The following is an 18,487-nucleotide window of genomic DNA, read 5'->3' on the forward strand; positions in this document are numbered from 1 at the left end:
ATACGTCGTGGCATTACCAGATCCGTTCAAATTGTATCGTGAGGCTATTACCCGGTTCGAAAACAGCGTCAATGCCCTGGCCGCTCGTAACATCGACTCGAAAGAACTGGGCTCGGTGATCGATCAATATTCCAGGGTCACCCTCGGGCTGCAGCACCTGTCGCAGACATCGCTGGAACGCTTGCACAAGCGCATGGGCCTGCCCAGCCGCGCCGAGGTAGACGCCCTGGCAGCATCTTTACGGCGAGTGGAGGACAAGCTCGATCAATTGCTTCCTGCGCCAACCGGTACCGCGATTGCACCGCAACCGCCACGCACGCGTCGCCCATTGGCTCAGGCGCGTCCGGCACCGCTTAAGCCGGCGTCCAAGCGTAAAAGAAAGACAGGAGGTGTCAATGAGCCGGCCGCATGACAGTAAGATCGTTGAGATGTCGTTGACCGACAGGCTACGTTCAGAGCTCGGCATGATGGTCCAGCGTGGCCTCAAAGGTCTCGAGTATTTGAGCACTCCGCCGCCAGCGGTGGGCTTGACGCCCAAGACACTCATTCACCGTCGCGGCACCTTGTGCCTGTACCACTATCACGCGACATCGGAGGAAATTTATCGCGTGCCGTTGCTGTTTGTCATGGCGACGACCAGCAAGGCGGCCATTTTTGACCTGACGAAGGGGCAGAGCCTGATCGAGTTTCTGCTCGCAAAGGGTTACGACGTCTATGTCATGGACTGGAATGCGCCGAGCCGGGAAGAGGTCCATCTGAAGCTTGAGCACTACGTGCTCGACTTCATTCCCGATTGTATTCGTCGCGTGCAGCAGAACTCGGGTGTGGACGATGTCACGCTGATTGGCTACTGCATGGGTGGCGTCCTTTCGACGCTTTACGCTGCGCTGCATCCCGGCGGCCCTCTGAAGAACCTGGTGTGTTTCACAACGCCCATCGACTGGACGAAGATGCCCCTGGCTAAGCAATGTCACTTCAAGGCCGAGCGCTTGATCGATGCAGCGGGCCTTGTCCCGCCAGAGACCATCATCAGGGCTATTGAGCTGCATCGTCCTGCAGGTCGCATCGCCGGTCAGGCCCGGCTTTGGGACAACATGTGGAACGACGACTACGTCAGAGGTTACCGCATGATGGCGCGTTTCAATGACGAGACGCTGCCGCTTCCCGGTGAATATTTCCGGCAGGTCCACCAAGAGTTCGGGCTAAAGAATTCGCTGTACGAAGGTGGCTTGCGCATCGGTGGCCAAGAGGTTGATCTGAAAAACATCCGGACTTCGCTGCTGCACATCATCGCGCAATACGACTCACTGGTTCCGCCCGATTGCGCGCAGCCTTTGGTCGCTCGTGTGGGTTCACATGACAAGGAAGAGCTGATGCTTCCGGGCGGCCATGTCAGCCTGGTGGCGGGGCCGGCTGCGGTCAAGCGGATGTGGCCCAAGCTTGATCATTGGTTAGGAGGGCGGTCCGTTTAGGGGCAGGCTCATGGGGGGGATTCCCCCCCCATGGAGTGTGGGGCGCTCAGGATGTCGGGCATCTACTGTCTTGAGCCGCAGCGAACAGCCTCCCTATAACAAAAGAGAAACTTGAGATGCCCGGACCTTTGGCAGGTGTGAAAGTAGTGGAAATGAATGCGATCGGCCCTGCGCCGTTCGCTGCCATGATGCTGGCGGATATGGGCGCGGAGATCATTCGCGTTGACCGTCATGCGTCCGGTTTTCTCAATGCCGATGGCAGCCTGCTTGGGCGCGGCCGTCGCAGCATTGCGATAGATCCGCGTAAACCCGGCGCCACTGAAGTGTTGTTGCAGCTGATCGACGACGCCGACGTGCTGATCGAAGGGTTCCGGCCCGGCGTCATGGAGCGCCTTGGCCTGGGTCCAGAAATCTGCCTTGAACGTAATCCGCGATTGATCTACGGGCGCATGACCGGTTGGGGCCAGAGTGGGCCATTGGCACACGCGGCAGGGCATGATCTTAATTACATTGCTCTGTCAGGCGTACTTAACGCGATGGGCCACGCCGACCGGCCACCGACGCCACCATTGCACCTTGTTGGCGACATGGGCGGGGGGGCGATGTTTTTGGTGACAGGTATTCTGGCAGCACTATTTGAGGCTCAGAAATCTGGCTTGGGACAAGTCGTGGACGCCGCCATCTGTGACGGCGCGACATTGCTCGCCAGCATGTATTACGACTGGCTTCACCAGGGCCAGTGGGACGATGAGCGCCAGCACAACATGCTTGATGGCGGTGCTCCTTTCTATGGTTGCTACACGTGCGCCGACGGCAAGTTCGTGTCGATTGGCGCCATCGAACCGCAGTTTTATCAACTGCTTCTGGAGTTATGCGAGATCGACGATCCGGACTTCAAGCCGCAATGGCAAAAGCAGGACTGGCCGGCGTTGCGCCTGAAACTCGAGAAGCTGTTTATGACTCGCACCCGCGATGCCTGGAGCCAATTGCTGGAAGGCACTGATGCCTGCTTCGCTCCGGTGCTGGATTTCAGCGAAGCCTTTACCCACCCGCACAACCGCGCTCGCGGTCTGTTTATGGAAACTGCCGGCGTATTGCACCCGGCGCCAGCTCCGCGGTTGAGTCGTACACCCGTGGAAGCGGGAAGGGTGGTGAAGAACGGCGAAAACACCCTCGAGATTCTTGAAAAACTCGGCCTGAGCAGCGGGCAGATCGACGAACTGCGCAACGTCGGCGCGATCGTTTGAGGGCAATTGTCGATTGCTTCCCAAGCCCCCCTTCCGTGGGGGGGGAGGTCGCGCTGATCAATCTTCTAACGTGGTTGCCAGTGGGTCAGTCGAGCTGTCCTTGCCCACTTTCAGCCGAATGTGAGGAGTACATCAGTGGACATCCAATTCACCCCTGCCGAAGTGGCTTTCCGCGAGGAAGTCCGGGCGTTTTTGCGCGACAGATTGCCGGCCGATATCGCAGCGCGCGGTCGCCAAGGCAAGCGTTTCAACAAAGAAGACCAGGTCACCTGGATGCGCCTGCTCAATGAGCGAGGATGGTTGGCGGCCAGCTGGCCAGTTGAATTTGGCGGCACCGGTTGGGGCGCGGTGGAGAAACATATCTTCGACGAAGAATGCTACGCGTTCGGCGCACCGTGGATCGTGCCGTTCGGCGTCAACATGGTTGCCCCGGTGATTATCAAGTTCGGTACACCAGAACAGCAGGCGCGCTTTCTGCCGCGCATCCTAAGCGCTGAAGACTGGTGGTGTCAGGGTTATTCCGAGCCGGGTGCCGGTTCTGACTTGGCCGCGGTCAAGATGCGGGCCGTACGTGATGGCGACCACTACAGGGTCAATGGCCAGAAAACCTGGACCACCCTGGCCCATTACGCCGACTGGATTTTCTGCCTGGTGCGCACCGACCCCGAAGCGCAACAACAGCGGGGCATCAGTTTCTTATTGATCGACATGAAGTCCCCGGGTATCACCGTACGCCCGATCATCACCCTCGATGGCGAGCATGAAGTCAACGAAGTGTTCTTCGACAACGTGCGCGTGCCGGTGGAAAACCTGGTCGGCGAGGAGAACAAGGGCTGGACCTGCGCCAAGTACTTGTTGACCCACGAGCGCACCAGCATTGCCGGCATTGGTCAGGCCAAGCAGATGCTCGGGCGCCTTAAGCGCATTGCCAGCCAGGAGCAACGCGACGGCCTGCCACTGATCGACGACATCCAGTTGCGCATGCAAATCGTCGAGCTGGAAATCCAGCTGATGGCGATCGAAATGAGCAACCTGCGCATTGTCGCCGCTGCCCGCGACGGCGGAGTGCCAGGCACCGAAAGCTCGTTTCTAAAGATCAAGGGCAGTGAAATCCGTCAGGCCATCACCTACTTGATGAGCAAGGTTCTGGGGCCGTATGCCATGCCCTTCATTGAAGAAGAGTTGGGCTATGGCGAGCAAGCGGATCTATACCGCGACTACAGCACCACGCCTGCCAGCCAATACCTGGATATGCGCAAGACTTCGGTCTACGGCGGTTCAAACGAAATCCAGAAGAACATCATCGCCAAGATGATTCTAGAGCTGTAAGGGGAATAGCGATCATGGACTTCAAACTTACCGAAGAGCAGCAAATGCTGCAGGACACCGCCGTTCGCCTGGTGCGTGACAATTACGCGTTCGAAGCGCGCGAGCAGTTCGCCAAGAGCGAGCTGGGCTACAGCCTTGCGTTTTGGCGCCAACTGGGCGAGCTGGGTCTGACCGCCGTGCCATTTGCCGAGGAATTTGGTGGTTTTGGTGGCGGCGGCGTGGAGACGCTGCTGATCATGACCGAGTTGGGACGCGGTTTGTGCCTTGAACCCTATTTGCATTCGGTGATTTTCGCCGGTGGCCTGCTAACCCAATCTGGCAGTGACGAACAACGCAACGAATTGCTGCCGGCCGTTGCCAGCGGGCAATTGCAATTGGCAGTGGCCGTCGACGAGCCAACCAGCCATTACCAGTTGCACGATGTGCGCACCCGCGCCAAAGCCGAGGACGGAGGCTGGCGTCTCAACGGGCGTAAATCGGTAGTGGTCGCAGGGCACAGCGCGGGGTTGATTGTCGTGTCCGCGCGAACCTCAGGCGACGATCGTGACGAAACCGGCATCAGCCTGTTCTTGCTCGATCCGCGTGCGCCGGGTGTCAGCCGCCGCATCTATCCAACCATGGATGGCCGCCATGCCTGCGAACTGTACCTGGACGATGTTTTCGTCAGCGCCGCCGGTGTACTCGGTGAGTCCGGTCAAGCCCTGGCCGCGCTGCGCTACCAACAGGGTCGCGCGCTGGCCGCGCAGTGCGCCGAAGCGGTAGGCAGTATGGAAGCGGTGTGCGACTTGACCCTTGATTACCTCAAGACACGTCAACAGTTCGGCCAGGCGATCGGCAAGTTCCAGGCTCTGCAACACCGCATGGTGGACATGCGTATCGAATTGGACCAGGCCAACTCCATGGCCATCCTCGCCGCATGCGCAGCTGATGCGCCTGACAGCGACGAGCGCAGCCGCACCCTGGCCGCCGCCAAGGTGGTGATCGTGCGCGCCGGCCGGTTTATTGCCGAGCAGGGTATCCAACTGCACGGCGGCATCGGCCTGACCTGGGAATACGTGCTGTCGCACCACGCCAAGCATTTGCTGATGCTCAGCCACCAGTTCGGCAACGACGACCATCACCTCAAGACTTACAGCCGGCTGCTGCAGGTCCACGCATAACCGTTAATGCACCTTCTCTGTAGCAGCTGGCGCAGCCTGTGTCCGGCTGCGCAGCAGTCGCAAAACCGGCTCTCGTGGTCGAACAGGCACACCGCGTGCTGCCGCAGGGGAGAGTGTGTACACAAGGGGAAGAAATTGAGCCGTAGCATTTCCACATTGACAGGCCTGCGTCGTCGACTGGACGGCGGCATGTTGTTCGGGCATACGCCGCGCGTGCTATGGGCCGACTGGATGAAGCCCGACCACGACAACACGGTAGAGATTTCTGCTCGGGTGTTGTTGGTGCAAGAGCAAGGCAAAAACATCCTGGTCATGGCCGGTGCCGACAATCTGCTGGCGCCACTTGCGCGAAAATGCGGTTGCCAGCCGCGACCGGCGGGGTTGCTCGAAAGCCTGGCGCGGCGCGGGCTGAATGAAGACGACATCGATACGGTGGTTCTTACACACGTGCATGCGCAGCTTTGCAAGGAAACAAGTGAGCGGGTCAGAGACGGTGACATGCCGCGCCTGCTGTTCCCGCGAGCGCGCTATGTGTGCGGTGAACGACATTGGCATCGCGCACGCCATCCGCACCCACGGGATCGGGACCTGTTCGTCTCATCCTTGGTGCATGGACTTGAAAGCAGTGGGCGTTTGACCCTGATCGGAAGCGGCCGATGTGAGTCACTCGGCGATGGCTGGTGTTTTCACATAAGCGATGGGTTTACCCCGGGCCAGCTTCTGCCTGAAATCCAATTGCCAGGCGGGCCAATGATTTTTTGCGGCGACCTGATTCCCGGCACGCATTGGCTGGATCTGGAGGTGACCAGCGGCCGAGACCGTAACGCTGAGCGAGTGGTCGACGAGAAGGAACACCTGCTCGACCACTTGGTGGCGCTCGGTGGCCGCTTGTTCTTTGCTCGCGACCCGGAAGTGGCGCTGGTCAAAATCATGCGTGACCGCCGATCGCGCTATATCCCGTTCGATCACTACCGCACGTTGAACCGCTTCGAAGGGTAACGCCCTTCAGCCTTCGTACGCACGACTTCGTCGCTTGTTTATACATCCCCCCCTTATTCCCCCTCCCGCGGGTGGGCGTGTTGACCAGCCCGACTCTTAGGATCGAACCGCTCTAAACACAAAAAAGACAAGAAAACATTTATCGGAGTGCCGCATGACAAAAACAATAATGCAGGGTGGCTTTCGCCCCCAACTGCTGGCGGCTGCTGTTGCCATCGGCATGAGCACCCAGGCCAATGCCGTCAACTTCGAAATCGGGGAAATCAAGGGGCAGTTCGACACGTCCCTGTCCATGGGGGCCAGTTGGGCGGTGCGCGGGGGTGATCCTGATTTCATTTCCCCGTTCAACTCGCAGGGCAGGCGCGGTAACTCGTCGTCCCGGCTGTCTGACGACAACCGCCTGAACTTCAAGAAGGGTGAAACGTTCTCGAAGATATTCAAAGGCATCCACGACCTCGAGTTGAAGTACGGCGACAGCGGCATCTTCGTACGTGGCAAGTACTGGTACGACTTCGAACTGAAGGACGAACACCGGCCGTTCTATGACATTGACGACAGCGGCCGCAATGACATGGCCAAGGCATCCGGTGCCGAATTCCTCGATGCTTTTGTCTATCACAACTACAACATCGGCGAACTACCGGGCAACGTGCGCCTTGGCAAGCAGGTGGTGAGTTGGGGCGAAAGTACTTTCATCGGCAACAGCATCAACTCGATCAACCCGATCGATGTGGCCGCGCTGCGGCGTCCAGGTGCCGAGGTCAAGGAAGGCCTGATTCCGGTCAACATGTTCTACATGTCGCAGAACATCACCGAGAATTTCAGTACCGAGGCGTTCTACCAGCTGGAGTGGGAAAGTACTGTCGTTGACAACTGCGGCACCTTCTTCGGCGTCGATCCCCTGTCCAAAGGTTGCAATGACCGCCAGGTGGGCGCCGGGCTGGATCTGGCACCGGGGCTGGCCAACAACACGGCCAACCCGCCAGGTTTCAACAACAATACCGACGACGCCTACACCCCGCGGGTGAAAGACAACGAGGCCCGTGACAGCGGTCAGTACGGCCTGGCCCTGCGCTGGTTTGTACCAGAGCTCAACGACACCGAGTTCGGTGCGTACGTGATGAACTATCACAGCCGCGGCCCTTATTTGAGCGCCCTGCGTTCGAGCGTGGCCTTCAATCCCGCCAACCCAATCCCGGCGGTTCGCGCTTCGCGCTATTTTGTCGATTACCCGGAAGATATCCGTCTGTATGGCCTGAGTTTCCAGACCAACGTCAATGGCACCTCGTTGGGCGGCGAAATCAGTTACCGGCCGAACATGCCACTGCAGATCAACACCATCGACATGGCGGGAGCCACAACCGGCAACCCGACGGCGCTGTTGAACCGGATCGGCTACGCCACCACAACCCCGGGCGGCGAGATCAACGGGTACAAACGCATGCCGGTGCTGCAGACGCAAATGTCCGCCACGCAGTTTTTTGAGCAGGTCATGGGGGCCAGTCGCCTGACCCTGGTGGGTGAGGTGGGTTACAACCGCATCAATGGGCTGAGCGATGCCGACGGCAACGATCTGCGCTTCGGTCGCAGCGGGATTTTCGGCGTCGGCGTCCAGCCGGGGACTGCGAATGCTGCGTGCTTGAACACCACCAACAACCCCCAGCAGGAATGCAACGACAAGGGCTTCTACACCACCAGTTCCTGGGGGTACCGCGCTCGCGCTCGTCTGGATTATCCGAACGTATTCGCCGGCATCAACCTGGCACCGAACCTGGCCTGGTCGCATGACGTCGAGGGCACCGGGCCCAACTTTGAAGAAGGGCTTAAGGCCGTCAGCCTCGGCGTCGATGCCGATTACAAAAACAGCTACACCGCGAGCCTCAGTTACACCGATTTCTTCGGTGGTCATTTCAACACCAATGGTGACCGCGACTTCGTCGCGCTCAGCTTTGGCGTGAACTTCTAAACAGAAGACAGGCGAGAGAAAGCAAGCATGAAAACAAAAACAATGATGCATATAGGCGCACTCGCGCTGACCCTGCTGGCCGGGCAAGTGATGGCGGCAGTGTCTGCGGAAGAGGCGGCAAAACTGGGTACCACCTTGACGCCGCTCGGCGCGCAGAAGGAAGGCAATGCCGATGGCAGCATTCCTGCCTGGACGGGTGGTTTGAAGCCTGGTGCGGCGCCCGTTACCAATCGATTTCTGGGCGATCCGTTCAGCGATGAAAAGCCGCTATTCGTCATCACGCCAGCTAACGCCGAACAGTACAAGGACAAGCTCACTGCCGGTCAGCTGGCCATGTTCAAGCGCTATCCCAACACTTACAAGATTCCGGTGTACAAGACTCATCGCACAGCGGCTGCCCCGCAGGATATCTACGATGCCACGAAACAGAGTGCGTTGAACACTCAGCCGGTCGACGGTGGCAATGGCCTGAGTAATTTCAGTGGCTCTCGCAGCTTCGCATTCCCGATTCCAAAAAACGGCGTTGAAGTGCTCTGGAATCACCTGACGCGCTACCGCGGTCACAATCAGCGACGCGAGATGGTCCAGGCCACACCGCAGGTCGATGGGTCGTTCACTATCGTCGAATTCGAAGATGAAATGGCGTTCCCGCAATACATGACCGGAGACGACAAGGAAAGCACGGCCAACATTTTTGCGTATTACAAACAGCGCGTGACAGCGCCGGCACGCCTGGCCGGAAACGTTGTGCTGTTGCACGAGACCATCGACCAGGTGAAGGAACCGCGTCTGGCTTGGGTCTACAACGCAGGCCAGCGCCGTGTGCGGCGTGCGCCGCAAATCGCTTACGATGGGCCAGGTACCGCGTCGGACGGCATGCGGACGTCCGATAACGGAGACCTGTTCAACGGCGCGCCGGACCGCTATGACTGGAAGCTAATTGGCAAGAAGGAGATGTACATTCCTTACAACAACTATCGCCTGGCCTCGCCGTCGCTCAAGTACGCCGACATTCTCAAGGCCGGGCACATCAATCAGGACTTGACCCGCTACGAGCTCCACCGTGTGTGGGAAGTGGTGGGCACCCTGAAGTCAGGTCAGCGTCATATCTACGCTAAGCGTCATATGTACTTTGATGAAGACAACTGGCAGCTGGCCGAGGTCGACCATTACGACGGTCGCGGGCAGTTGTGGCGTGTTGCTGAAGGTATGGCTATTAACGACTATGAACAGGGCGTCGGAACCTATGCCGGTCAGACGCTCTATGACCTGGTAGCAGGACGCTACCTGGTCATGGCACTGGGCAACGAATTCAAGGAGGGAATCGAGTACGGTGTCAAACCGAACCTGGCTGAGTTCACACCGGCAGCCTTGCGCAACGCAGGTATTCGCTGATCCCGGAAGTTGCAAGCCCTCGCTCCCGCAGGAGGGTCAATCTGTAGGAGCGAGACTGCTCGCGATGGACGTTAACGGTAACGCGAGCTTTTTGATTCAGCGCAGCGCTCTTGAGTCCATCGCGAGCACGCTCGCTCCCACACATGTCATCTTTTTTCGAATTGCCTTATTGCTCAGCCCGTTGTCTCAACGCAGTCAGTGCTTCATAGCGGGACGACACACCCAGCTTGGTGTAGATGTTCTTGAAGTTCCACTTGATGGTTTCCTGACTGAGATTGAGGGTCTGTGCAATGCGCTTGTTGGGCATCGACTGCTCAAGTAGGCCGATGATTTCCAGTTCTCGCTTGGTAAATAGCGAGTGCTCACCCGCCGCCGAATCCTTCGTCGCGCGTGCTAATCCCGGGCCAGTGCTGGCGCAGTTCAACGGCACAGCGGCCAGTCGACTGCGATAGCTGTCCAACACCGGATCGTCTCCGCAATCAAGGTTGGCCAATAGCGCCAGCAGGGAAGGGCCTTCATCCAGCAGGGTGCGTACCATGCCCAGTTCGTAGCTTTCGCCCACGATCGCCCGCAACAACACAGCGGACTCCGACTGGCATCCCAGGTCATTGAGCGCCACGGCACGTAACAGGTTCGACTGGATTCGCCATTTACCTCGACTGTAGCGGCTGGCGAATTGCTCGACGATGTCCAGCGCCAGCAGCGCGCGGTCCGGCTCTTGCCTGGCCAGGCAGATGCGCGCCCGCGACAAGGCTGCAAGGGCGCCGATCTCATGCGCCAGCGGCGTATCGCTGCAGTACCGATGAGTCAGTGCATCGAGGCCGGCTCTCTGGCTTTCACATTGGCGCCAGTCGCCATTGCCCAGCAGAATGCGTACTTGCTCGGTCAGGTTATGGGCCAGCGCGCGATCGAAACCTCTGGCGCGAAATTCCCCGGCCATCTTGGTCAGGTATGTCAGCGCAGTAGCTGACGACTCCAGCAGATAATTCATGCGGGCGACGCTGATCATCGCCGAGATGCTCACTGATGGAGGGGCAAAACGCAAAAGATCGAGGCGGTTGCTCAGGGTTTCGCGCACGTCGTCGATGCGGTCCATTTCGTAGTGTGCCTCGGCGACGGCCACTGCACAGGTGCAGGCGCTGACCGAGCGCCGGCCATGTTTGTTCTCGGCCAGAAGCAGGACGTCGATGAGATGCCGCGAAGCTTCCAGAACATTCCCGCACAGCAGAATGCCGTGAGCGGTGGTGGCGACGATCATCAGCGCCAGCTCGTCATGGCCGGTGCGCAGCGTTGCGCATTCGGGGCCGTTCAGGTATTGCCAGGCCTGCTGTTGTTGGCCGAGGTAGACCAGACTGTTGATGTACAGGCAAACGCGCATTCGTTCATTGAATGGATGGGTAAAGGTGCGCTCGCGTAAACCCTGAACAAGCTGACTGCAGCGCGCCAGGTCATCGTGTTGCAGGGCGATCGCGGCCCTGACGAGATCGATGTGAGGTTTCCAGGTGGACGGGTCCGCCGAGCTTTTTTCAAGGACCTCAATCCAGGTTTCAGCCTTGCTGGTCAGCATCGTCAACAAGCAGCCCCAAGCGCCTTGCAGCAGTACTTTGGGGTGTTGTGTCAGCTGCTCCAGCGGAACGCAATCCAGCCAGCGCATAAACTGGCCAAGATGGCTCAGACCGTGATAGGTCGGCTGTTTGCGCTCCAGCAGGCGCACCAGTTCCTCAAGGTTTTCGCTGAGCACTGCATGGCGTGTCGCCTCGCTCACCATCCCGGCCTGTTCGAACCAGTGTGCGGCGCGCAGGTGCAGCGGGGACATGTCGACGTCTGATGCGACCAAACGTTGTTGCAGGAACTCGGCGAACAGCGGATGCAAGCGATACCACTGCTGTTGACTCTCCATGTCGACAGGCAGGATGAACAGGTTGTGGGCCTCGATGCTGGCGATGAGGTCGACTGTTTGCGGCGTCTGGCTGACGTGCTCTGCCACCTGCGCATTGAAGCGGCGCAGGATCGAGATTTTCTCGAGGAACTTGATGATCTCTGCCGGTAATCCGGCCACCACGTCTTCAGCGAGATAGTCGCGCAGGTCGCTGTTGCCTGGTAGCAGTCGATGGATCTTCGCTTCTTTGCGCGGGTTGGCCTTGAGGGAGATGGACATCAATTGCAGGCCGATGGGCCAACCGTCCGTATTCTCGTGGATGGCGTGCGCCAGCTCCATATCGATGCCATCGTCCAGGTAGGCCTTGAGGAAGGTCAGGGACTCGTTGAAATCAAAGCCCAGCTCGGTAGCCCCGATCTCGCAGAGCTCAGCCATCGCACGCAACCGCCCGAGTTTCAGATTGGCATTGACCCTTGAGGCCAGCACGATGTGGAGCTGTGTTGGAGCGCCATCCACCAACAATTGCACCAGGCGCGAAATGCGTGGATCGGTGGCGAAATGGAAGTCATCGATCATCAAATACAGCGGTGCGTTCACCCGAGCCAACGTGTTGATCATGACCGAAGCCAAGGCGAGCAAACCGTCCAGAGACTCGCGCTCGATCAACAGCAGCAGGTCTTCCTCAAGAGGCACGCCGGCGTTTTGCAGTGTGCAGATGAGGTTGGCGCAAAAAGACTCCAGAGCGCCGTCTTCCTGCGCCAGCGACAACCATACAACGCTGTTGCCGTCCTTGATCAGGCTTTGTCGCCACTGCGCCATCAGCGTGGTCTTTCCGAAACCCGCACTGCCGTTGATCAGGATCAGCCGGCAATCCCGAGCCGCCTGCAGGCGGGCCAGAAGCAATTCGCGCAGCACCGCGTGACTGCTGATGCGTGGCGGCGAGAATCGGGTGGTGATTGGCGGGGCATTCGGAGGCATGGCGAATCCAGTCTGCAACGGATTTGAAGGACCTTGGTGAAAGGCTCCCACTGCGTTGTTATGTTTTGCAGGATTTTAGGCCGATTAGTGCGCGTTTGTGCAACGACAAAATTGATCGTGGACGAACACTGGTCGGGGCGAGAGTGGGGCCCCCCCCATATACCCCCCGCGGCGAGCGGGTACAGCCTGCAACGGCTTCGCAACGATGGCAGTCCGGATAATTCGGGCGGTCGGGCAGTAGAGCAAGACGCCGAAGCAGGGCCTAATTTTTATGGAGAATGTGATGTCACACAAACCGTACGTTGCCGGGGTTGGCATGATCCCGTTCCTGAAGCCTGGTGCCAGTGGGTCTTATATCCAGATGGGCGCTGAAGCGACCCGTCAGGCATTGAAAGACGCTGGCCTGGACTACCATTTGGTTCAGCAGGCTTATGTCGGATACGTCTATGGCGACTCGACCTGCGGTCAATCGGCGCTCTATGAAGTGGGCATGAGTGGCGTGCCGGTGGTGAACGTCAACAACAACTGTTCCACCGGTTCCACGGCCCTGTACCTGGCGCGCCAGGCGGTGGAAAGCGGGGCGGTCGATTGCGCTCTGGCCCTGGGTTTCGAACAGATGCAGCCGGGTGCCCTGGGAGCGGTGTTTACTGATCGCCCGGCGTGCATGGGCAAGCATCTGCACGTGTCGGACGAGCTGACCGCCGACGCCGGCGCGATCGGTGTGCCGATGACCCTTCGTCAGTTCGGCGGCGCCGGTCGCGAACACATGCAACGCTACGGCACCGAGCTCAGTACCTTCGCTGCCATCCGCGCCAAGGCCAGTCGTCATGCGGCCAACAACCCATTAGCACTGTTCCGTAAAATCGTCACCACCGAGGACGTGATGAACGATCAGGTGCTGTGGCCCGGCGTGATGACGCGTTTGATGGCGTGCCCACCGACCTGTGGTGCGGCTGCCGCGATCATTTGCAGCGAAGCGTTTGCCAAAAAGCACGGTTTGCGTACCGATGTAGTGATCCTGGCGCAGTCGATGACCACTGACCGCGGGATTTCATTCGAACCGACGTCGATGATCCAGACGGTCGGTTTCGACATGACCCAGCGCGCCGCCAGCGAAGTATACGAGAAGGCCGGTGTCGGCCCGCAGGATATCCTGGTCGCCGAGATGCATGATTGCTTCGCCCAGAATGAGTTGCTGACCTATGAATCGTTGGGCTTTTGCCCGGTCGGAGGCGCCGAGAAGTTCGTGCTCGATGGCGACAACACCTACGGCGGTCGCGTGGTGACCAACCCGTCCGGCGGCCTGCTTTCCAAAGGCCACCCGCTGGGTGCCACTGGGCTTGCGCAGTGCTATGAACTGACCCATCAGTTGCGCGGTACCGCCGACAAACGTCAGGTCGAAGGCGTGAATCTTGCCCTGCAGCACAACCTTGGACTGGGTGGTGCCTGCGTCGTCACGCTGTACGGTCGCGCTTAATGCCGATCACATGCGCGCCGTGGGCGCGCATGTGTATTGCTGTCGTGTATGAGTCTGGCGTTCGTCCTGTATTAGACTTGCACTTGAACAAGATTGTTTGCGGAATTCAGTCCATGCCCACTCCACCCTCAGGCTCCAGGCTCCATCTACCTGCCGACCGGGTGCTTCAGCTTATCCCTGACACCAAGGTCATTCCCCCTCGCGGCGCGCGTCAACTGATGCCCCGCGCGGCACTGATGAGCCGCCTGATGGAGGCGCGTCGGCAGCGCTGTGTGGCCATCCAGGGGCCGGCTGGGAGCGGCAAGACTAGTACCTTGCTGGCCTGGCGTCGCGAACTGATAGCGATCGATTTCGATGTCGCCTGGTTGTCGCTAACCGGAGAGGACAACGAGCCGGCGCGGCTGACCAACTGCCTGTTGGCCAGTGTTGCCGAAGTCGACGCCGCGCTGGCGCGGGAGGCGACCCTGCTGTTTGGTGAGGGTGGCGGCGAGTTGGCGCTCGAACACTGGATCATCGTGCTGCTACAGGCGATTGCCGGTCACGCCCACGATCTCGTGTTGATGATCGATGATGTACACCACCTCAACGACCCCGACATCTTCAAACTGCTAGGCTGGCTGCTCGACTATGCGCCGCCGAACCTGCACCTGGTGCTCGGTACGCGCAGCACTTTACCTGCCACGCTTCCGCTGGCCCGTCTGCGCACTCAGGGCCAGTTGACCGAGTATGACTTGAAGGACCTGCGTTTTACCGTCGAAGAATCGGGGCGCTACCTGCGGCAGTTCGGCGAGATCAGCCATCACGATGCCGAGCTCTTGCATGACTTGACCGACGGCTGGGTGGCTGGCCTGCAATTGTTCGCCATTGACTTGAAATCTAAGCATGGCGCCGGCTTCAGTCGGATGCAGGTGCGTGGTGCCGGAGCCTTCGCGCAATATTTTGAACAGGAAGTACTGGTCCATTTACCCCTCGCGGATCTGCAGTTGTTGACGCACTCTTCGATCTGCAACCGATTCACCGCCCCGCTGTGTGCCAGGCTTGTCGGCAAGCCGCACGCGATTGCCGGGATGATGAGCCAGTTGACACGCCTGGACAGCGATAACCTGTTCATCACGCAGATCAAGAGCCATGACAAAGAAACCTGGTACCGCCTGCATCCGTTGTTGCGCGAGGTACTGCGTGATCACCTCGGTCGTCAGCCCGAAGAAGACCAGAAAAAACTCCATGCGGTGGCTCGGGATTGGCTGTTTGAGCAAGGCCATATCGACGAGGCGGTGCGCCACGCCGTACTGGCCGGCGACTTTCAGATTGCCGCCGAGATTGTCGAAGCCTGTGCGCACGAACTGATGGCGCGTGGCTCCCTGAGTCAGCTGCCCAACCTTTTGCGCAAGCTGCCCCAGGAGCAGATGCGTGAGCGTTACAGTCTGCAATTGGTGATGGCTCAGTTGCAGCTCCATGCACATAACTTCGCCGACGGGCAGCAGATACTTGACCAGCTGGAGGTACAACAGCACCGGCTCAATACCCAGCAACGCCAGGGTCTGCTGGTCACCCGTGGCACCTTGGCCATGCAACGCGACCTGACGGAGGTGGCGTGGTCACTGGCTCCGGAGCTGGAGGCGATACCTGACGATGCCGATGATCTGATTCTGACGGGGCGCGCATCCATTCTGGCCTGGTTGTATCTGTTCAGCGGAGATCACGAGCGAGTGCGCCAGATCATTCAGCACAGCGATCGCCCCAATACTTCGCCGCGCCGGACTCTGATCGGTCGTTGTATCTATGGTGTGAGCCTGATTCACGAGGGGCGCATCAGCGAAGCGGAAAATATCTTGCGCAACACCCTGGAAGCGGCCAAACCGCACGGCAGCAGTGCTGCGGTTGCCGGCCATGCCGCCGCCGCGTTTCTCGCCGGTCTGTTGTACGAACAGAACGACTTGAGCGACGTTTGCCATTTGCTGGAACCGCGTCTGGACATCCTTGAACGGATTTCCCTGCCCAACATCGTTCTGCACAGTCTGCTGGCGCTGAGCCGCTCTTACTGGCTCAACGGCGAGCAAACCCAGGCGCTGGCCTATCTGGACCGCCTGAAAGAGTACGCACAGCGCTACGATCTGGGCCGGCTGCTGGCGTGGACGCTGTATGTGCGCATGCGTTGGCACCTGGAAAAATATCAGACCTCGCAGGCCGAGGTCCTTCTGGCAGAGCTGCAGGCGCTCGCTGACAAGCATGCTGGCATCCTGCGCGGCACCCCGTTGATCATCCATTTGCTGTCCATGCGGGCAGCGGTCGAGATAAGTTTGTATCAGCGTGAATTCGACCGGGCCATCCAGCAGATTGCACCCATGCTCACCCTCTGTGAGTCGGCCAGGCACTGGCAGTTGGTCGCAATCATGCGCCTGCAACTGTCTATGGCCGAGAAAGCGCGAGGGCATGACGAGCAAGCGCTCCAACAACTGATGGAGGTCCTGCGTGAGGGACACAGGCTTGGCCTTGTGCGCAGTTATCTCGACGTTGCGCCGCAACTGCCCCGAATGCTCACCGACCTGCTGCACGATAATGCTCTTGACCCGGTGCTGGCCTTTTACGCGCAGCGGCTGATCTCTGCTGCCAAGCCAACAGGGAATACCGAGCACAAGGTGACCTCGCCGATTGCAAGCCTGAGCGAGCGAGAGACTGAGGTGCTGCAGTTGATAGCTCAAGCCATGACCAACAAGAAGATTGCGCGAACCCTGGGCGTGTCACCGGAAACGGTGAAATGGCACATCAAGAATCTGTTCGCCAAGCTCAATGTTGCCGGCAGGGTAGAAGCAATTGCCAAATGGCGTGACCTGAATATCGACTAGCTTGAACAACCCAGAACTTGTGGGAGCCGAGCTTGCTTGCGATGGCGGCATCATATTCAACATTGATGTTGACTGGCCTACCGCTATCGCGGGCAAGCTCGGCTCCTACAGGGTTACGTCTGTGTTTCTGTTTCAGGTCAGTTGACGTTACTCAGGCGGTTCTCCCAGAACGGTTTGCGCAGTTCGTTTTTCAGCACCTTGCCGACGCTGGACATCGGCAAGGAAGTGCGAAACTCGATGCTGCGAGGCACTTTGTAGCCGGCAATCATTTCCCGACAATGGGCGACCACTTCATCTTCGGCAACGCTGGCACCAGGCTTGAGGATGATCACCGCATGCACTGTCTCCCCCCATTTAACGCAGGGAATACCAATCACAGCCGCTTGGGCAACGGCCGGATGGCTGACGATGGCGTTCTCCACTTCGGCGGTGAAGATGTTCTCCCCACCGCTGACGATCATGTCCTTGAGACGATCGCAGATGTAGATGAAGCCATCGTCGTCCATGTAGCCGCCGTCACCGGTATGCATCCAGCCGCCGCGAAGCGCCTCGGCAGTGGCCTCCGGTTTGTTCCAGTAACCCAGCATGACGTTGGGGCCACGCACCAGGATTTCGCCGACTGTGCCACGGGGCACTTCGCGGTCCTCGGTATCGGCGATGCGGATTTCCACACAGCTGATGGGCAGCCCGGCTGAGTACATCTTGCCGCTGCGCTGATGTTCCTCGCAGTGGTACTCGGCGCCCAGCATGGTGATGCCGGGAGCCATTTCGGTCATGCCATAGCCTTGGCCAAACTGGGCTGATGGGAAGGTCTGACGCGCGCGTTCGAGCAGGACGGGGGTAATCGGCGAGGCGCCGTAGGTGATTTCCCGAAGCGAGCTAAGGTCCAGTGTCGCATGGGTTGGATTTGCCTGGTGCCAGTCGAGGATCATCTGCAGCATGGTGGGCGCTAGAAAGGTGTCGGTGACTTGCTCCCGGTTGATCTGCTCGATTACCTCTTGCGCTTTGAAGGCGGGCAGCACGATATGCACGCCACCGCTGAGGAACAGCACAACCATCGCGGCCAGGTCGGCCAGATGGAACATCGGCATGGCATGAAGGTAGCGCGTATGCGCGCCATAGCCCACGCGATCCTGGTTGGCGAGAGCGGAGATGCCGATGTTGTTATGGCTGAGCATCACGCCCTTGGGGAAACCGGTGGTGCCGCCGGTGTAGAAGATTCCGAGAAGGGAATCGCCACAACGGTGCGCGTCTTCCACCGGCTCGTTCTCGGCGATCAGGGTTTCGTAGTTGAGCATGCCCTCGGGCGTTTCGCCGTCACCGGCATAAATCACCAACCGAATGCTCTTGGCCTCGACGGCCACCTGTGTGCCCAATTTCTGGAAGGTGTCATCGACGATCAGTACGCAGGTTTGCGAGTCATTCAGGGAGTAGACGATTTCTGCCGCGCTCCAGCGGATGTTCACCGGATTGAGCACCGCATCGGCCCATGGCACCGCCTGGTAATACTCGATGTAGCGTTGGGAATTGAGCGAGAGCATCGCGACGCGTTCGCCACTGGCGACGCCCAGGCGTTTGAGAGCCCCAGCCAGCCTGGCAACGCGATCACCTAGCTGGGCGAACGTCATGCTGCGGCCCTGATAACGAATTGCCGTGGCATTGGGGCGCTGCTGCCGATGGCGCTGCAGCCCTTGGGTCATGTACATCGAAACCTCCAATCTTGTTTTTGTAGGGGGTGC

12 protein-coding genes are annotated in these 18,487 nt (G+C 59.2%); 10 read left to right on the top strand and 2 right to left on the bottom strand.

All coding sequences use genetic code 11. The features are described from left to right. Positions 1 to 7: 7 nt before the first annotated feature. From NPS56_RS01065 to NPS56_RS01100, 8 genes are all read left to right on the top strand, one after another. Positions 8 to 412, top strand: coding sequence for a hypothetical protein (locus NPS56_RS01065; RefSeq protein ID WP_274073066.1), 405 nt, complete (start codon positions 8 to 10; stop codon positions 410 to 412). Continuing rightward, positions 396 to 1,472, top strand: coding sequence for an alpha/beta fold hydrolase (locus NPS56_RS01070; protein WP_274073067.1), 1,077 nt, complete (start codon positions 396 to 398; stop codon positions 1,470 to 1,472). The genes NPS56_RS01065 and NPS56_RS01070 overlap by 17 nt, the downstream gene beginning before the upstream one ends. 116 nt (positions 1,473 to 1,588) lie before the next feature. Beyond that, positions 1,589 to 2,719 carry a CaiB/BaiF CoA transferase family protein gene (locus NPS56_RS01075; protein ID WP_274073068.1) on the top strand — a complete coding sequence of 377 codons (1,131 nt, stop codon included), beginning with the start codon at positions 1,589 to 1,591 and terminating at the stop codon, positions 2,717 to 2,719. Positions 2,720 to 2,854: 135 nt separating this feature from the next. After that, positions 2,855 to 4,048 carry an acyl-CoA dehydrogenase family protein gene (locus tag NPS56_RS01080; RefSeq protein ID WP_274073069.1) on the top strand — a complete coding sequence of 398 codons (1,194 nt, stop codon included), beginning with the start codon at positions 2,855 to 2,857 and terminating at the stop codon, positions 4,046 to 4,048. 14 nt (positions 4,049 to 4,062) lie between these two features. Further along, the gene (locus NPS56_RS01085; protein WP_274073070.1) at positions 4,063 to 5,208 is read left to right on the top strand and encodes an acyl-CoA dehydrogenase family protein; all 1,146 of its coding nucleotides are present in this window, start codon (positions 4,063 to 4,065) and stop codon (positions 5,206 to 5,208) included. A 135-nt stretch (positions 5,209 to 5,343) separates the two neighbouring features. After that, positions 5,344 to 6,207: an MBL fold metallo-hydrolase gene (locus NPS56_RS01090; RefSeq protein WP_274073071.1), complete on the top strand. Its 864-nt coding sequence runs from the start codon at positions 5,344 to 5,346 to the stop codon at positions 6,205 to 6,207. A 154-nt stretch (positions 6,208 to 6,361) separates the two neighbouring features. Next, positions 6,362 to 8,173 carry a DUF1302 domain-containing protein gene (locus NPS56_RS01095; protein WP_274073072.1) on the top strand — a complete coding sequence of 604 codons (1,812 nt, stop codon included), beginning with the start codon at positions 6,362 to 6,364 and terminating at the stop codon, positions 8,171 to 8,173. A 27-nt stretch (positions 8,174 to 8,200) separates the two neighbouring features. After that, entirely contained in the window at positions 8,201 to 9,568 is a 1,368-nt protein-coding gene (locus NPS56_RS01100; protein WP_274073073.1) for a DUF1329 domain-containing protein, read from the top strand. 166 nt (positions 9,569 to 9,734) lie between these two features. Here NPS56_RS01100 and NPS56_RS01105 read toward each other — a convergent pair whose 3' ends face one another. Next, a complete protein-coding gene (locus tag NPS56_RS01105) occupies positions 9,735 to 12,425 on the bottom strand; it encodes a LuxR C-terminal-related transcriptional regulator (protein ID WP_274073074.1) in 2,691 nt (896 codons plus the stop codon). A gap of 283 nt (positions 12,426 to 12,708) precedes the next feature. On the opposite strand from NPS56_RS01105, the gene NPS56_RS01110 reads away from it, so the two are divergent. Together NPS56_RS01110 and NPS56_RS01115 are read left to right on the top strand one after the other, a co-directional pair. Beyond that, positions 12,709 to 13,902, top strand: coding sequence for a lipid-transfer protein (locus NPS56_RS01110; RefSeq protein ID WP_274073075.1), 1,194 nt, complete (start codon positions 12,709 to 12,711; stop codon positions 13,900 to 13,902). A gap of 113 nt (positions 13,903 to 14,015) precedes the next feature. After that, positions 14,016 to 16,748 (top strand): LuxR C-terminal-related transcriptional regulator, encoded by a 2,733-nt coding sequence (locus NPS56_RS01115; RefSeq protein ID WP_274073076.1) that lies wholly within the window; start codon positions 14,016 to 14,018, stop codon positions 16,746 to 16,748. A gap of 137 nt (positions 16,749 to 16,885) precedes the next feature. On the opposite strand, the gene NPS56_RS01120 is transcribed toward NPS56_RS01115, so the two are convergent. Further along, on the bottom strand, positions 16,886 to 18,454 hold the full coding sequence (locus tag NPS56_RS01120) for a long-chain-fatty-acid--CoA ligase (RefSeq protein WP_274073077.1): 1,569 nt from the start codon (positions 18,452 to 18,454) through the stop codon (positions 16,886 to 16,888). Positions 18,455 to 18,487: the final 33 nt, after the last annotated feature.

The sequence above is a fragment of the Pseudomonas putida genome, from assembly GCF_028682635.1.
In the GTDB taxonomy this organism is placed as follows: domain Bacteria; phylum Pseudomonadota; class Gammaproteobacteria; order Pseudomonadales; family Pseudomonadaceae; genus Aquipseudomonas; species Aquipseudomonas putida_AE.

Excerpts from the sequence above, each read along its gene's own strand:
- NPS56_RS01070 (WP_274073067.1), top strand. The coding sequence starts at position 396 with ATGAGCCGGCCGCATGACAGTAAGATCGTTGAGATGTCGTTGACCGAC.
- NPS56_RS01075 (WP_274073068.1), top strand. The coding sequence starts at position 1,589 with ATGCCCGGACCTTTGGCAGGTGTGAAAGTAGTGGAAATGAATGCGATC.
- NPS56_RS01085 (WP_274073070.1), top strand. The coding sequence starts at position 4,063 with ATGGACTTCAAACTTACCGAAGAGCAGCAAATGCTGCAGGACACCGCC.
- NPS56_RS01095 (WP_274073072.1), top strand. The coding sequence starts at position 6,362 with ATGACAAAAACAATAATGCAGGGTGGCTTTCGCCCCCAACTGCTGGCG.
- NPS56_RS01100 (WP_274073073.1), top strand. The coding sequence starts at position 8,201 with ATGAAAACAAAAACAATGATGCATATAGGCGCACTCGCGCTGACCCTG.
- NPS56_RS01105 (WP_274073074.1), bottom strand. The coding sequence starts at position 12,425 with ATGCCTCCGAATGCCCCGCCAATCACCACCCGATTCTCGCCGCCACGC.
- NPS56_RS01110 (WP_274073075.1), top strand. The coding sequence starts at position 12,709 with ATGTCACACAAACCGTACGTTGCCGGGGTTGGCATGATCCCGTTCCTG.
- NPS56_RS01115 (WP_274073076.1), top strand. The coding sequence starts at position 14,016 with ATGCCCACTCCACCCTCAGGCTCCAGGCTCCATCTACCTGCCGACCGG.
- NPS56_RS01120 (WP_274073077.1), bottom strand. The coding sequence starts at position 18,454 with ATGTACATGACCCAAGGGCTGCAGCGCCATCGGCAGCAGCGCCCCAAT.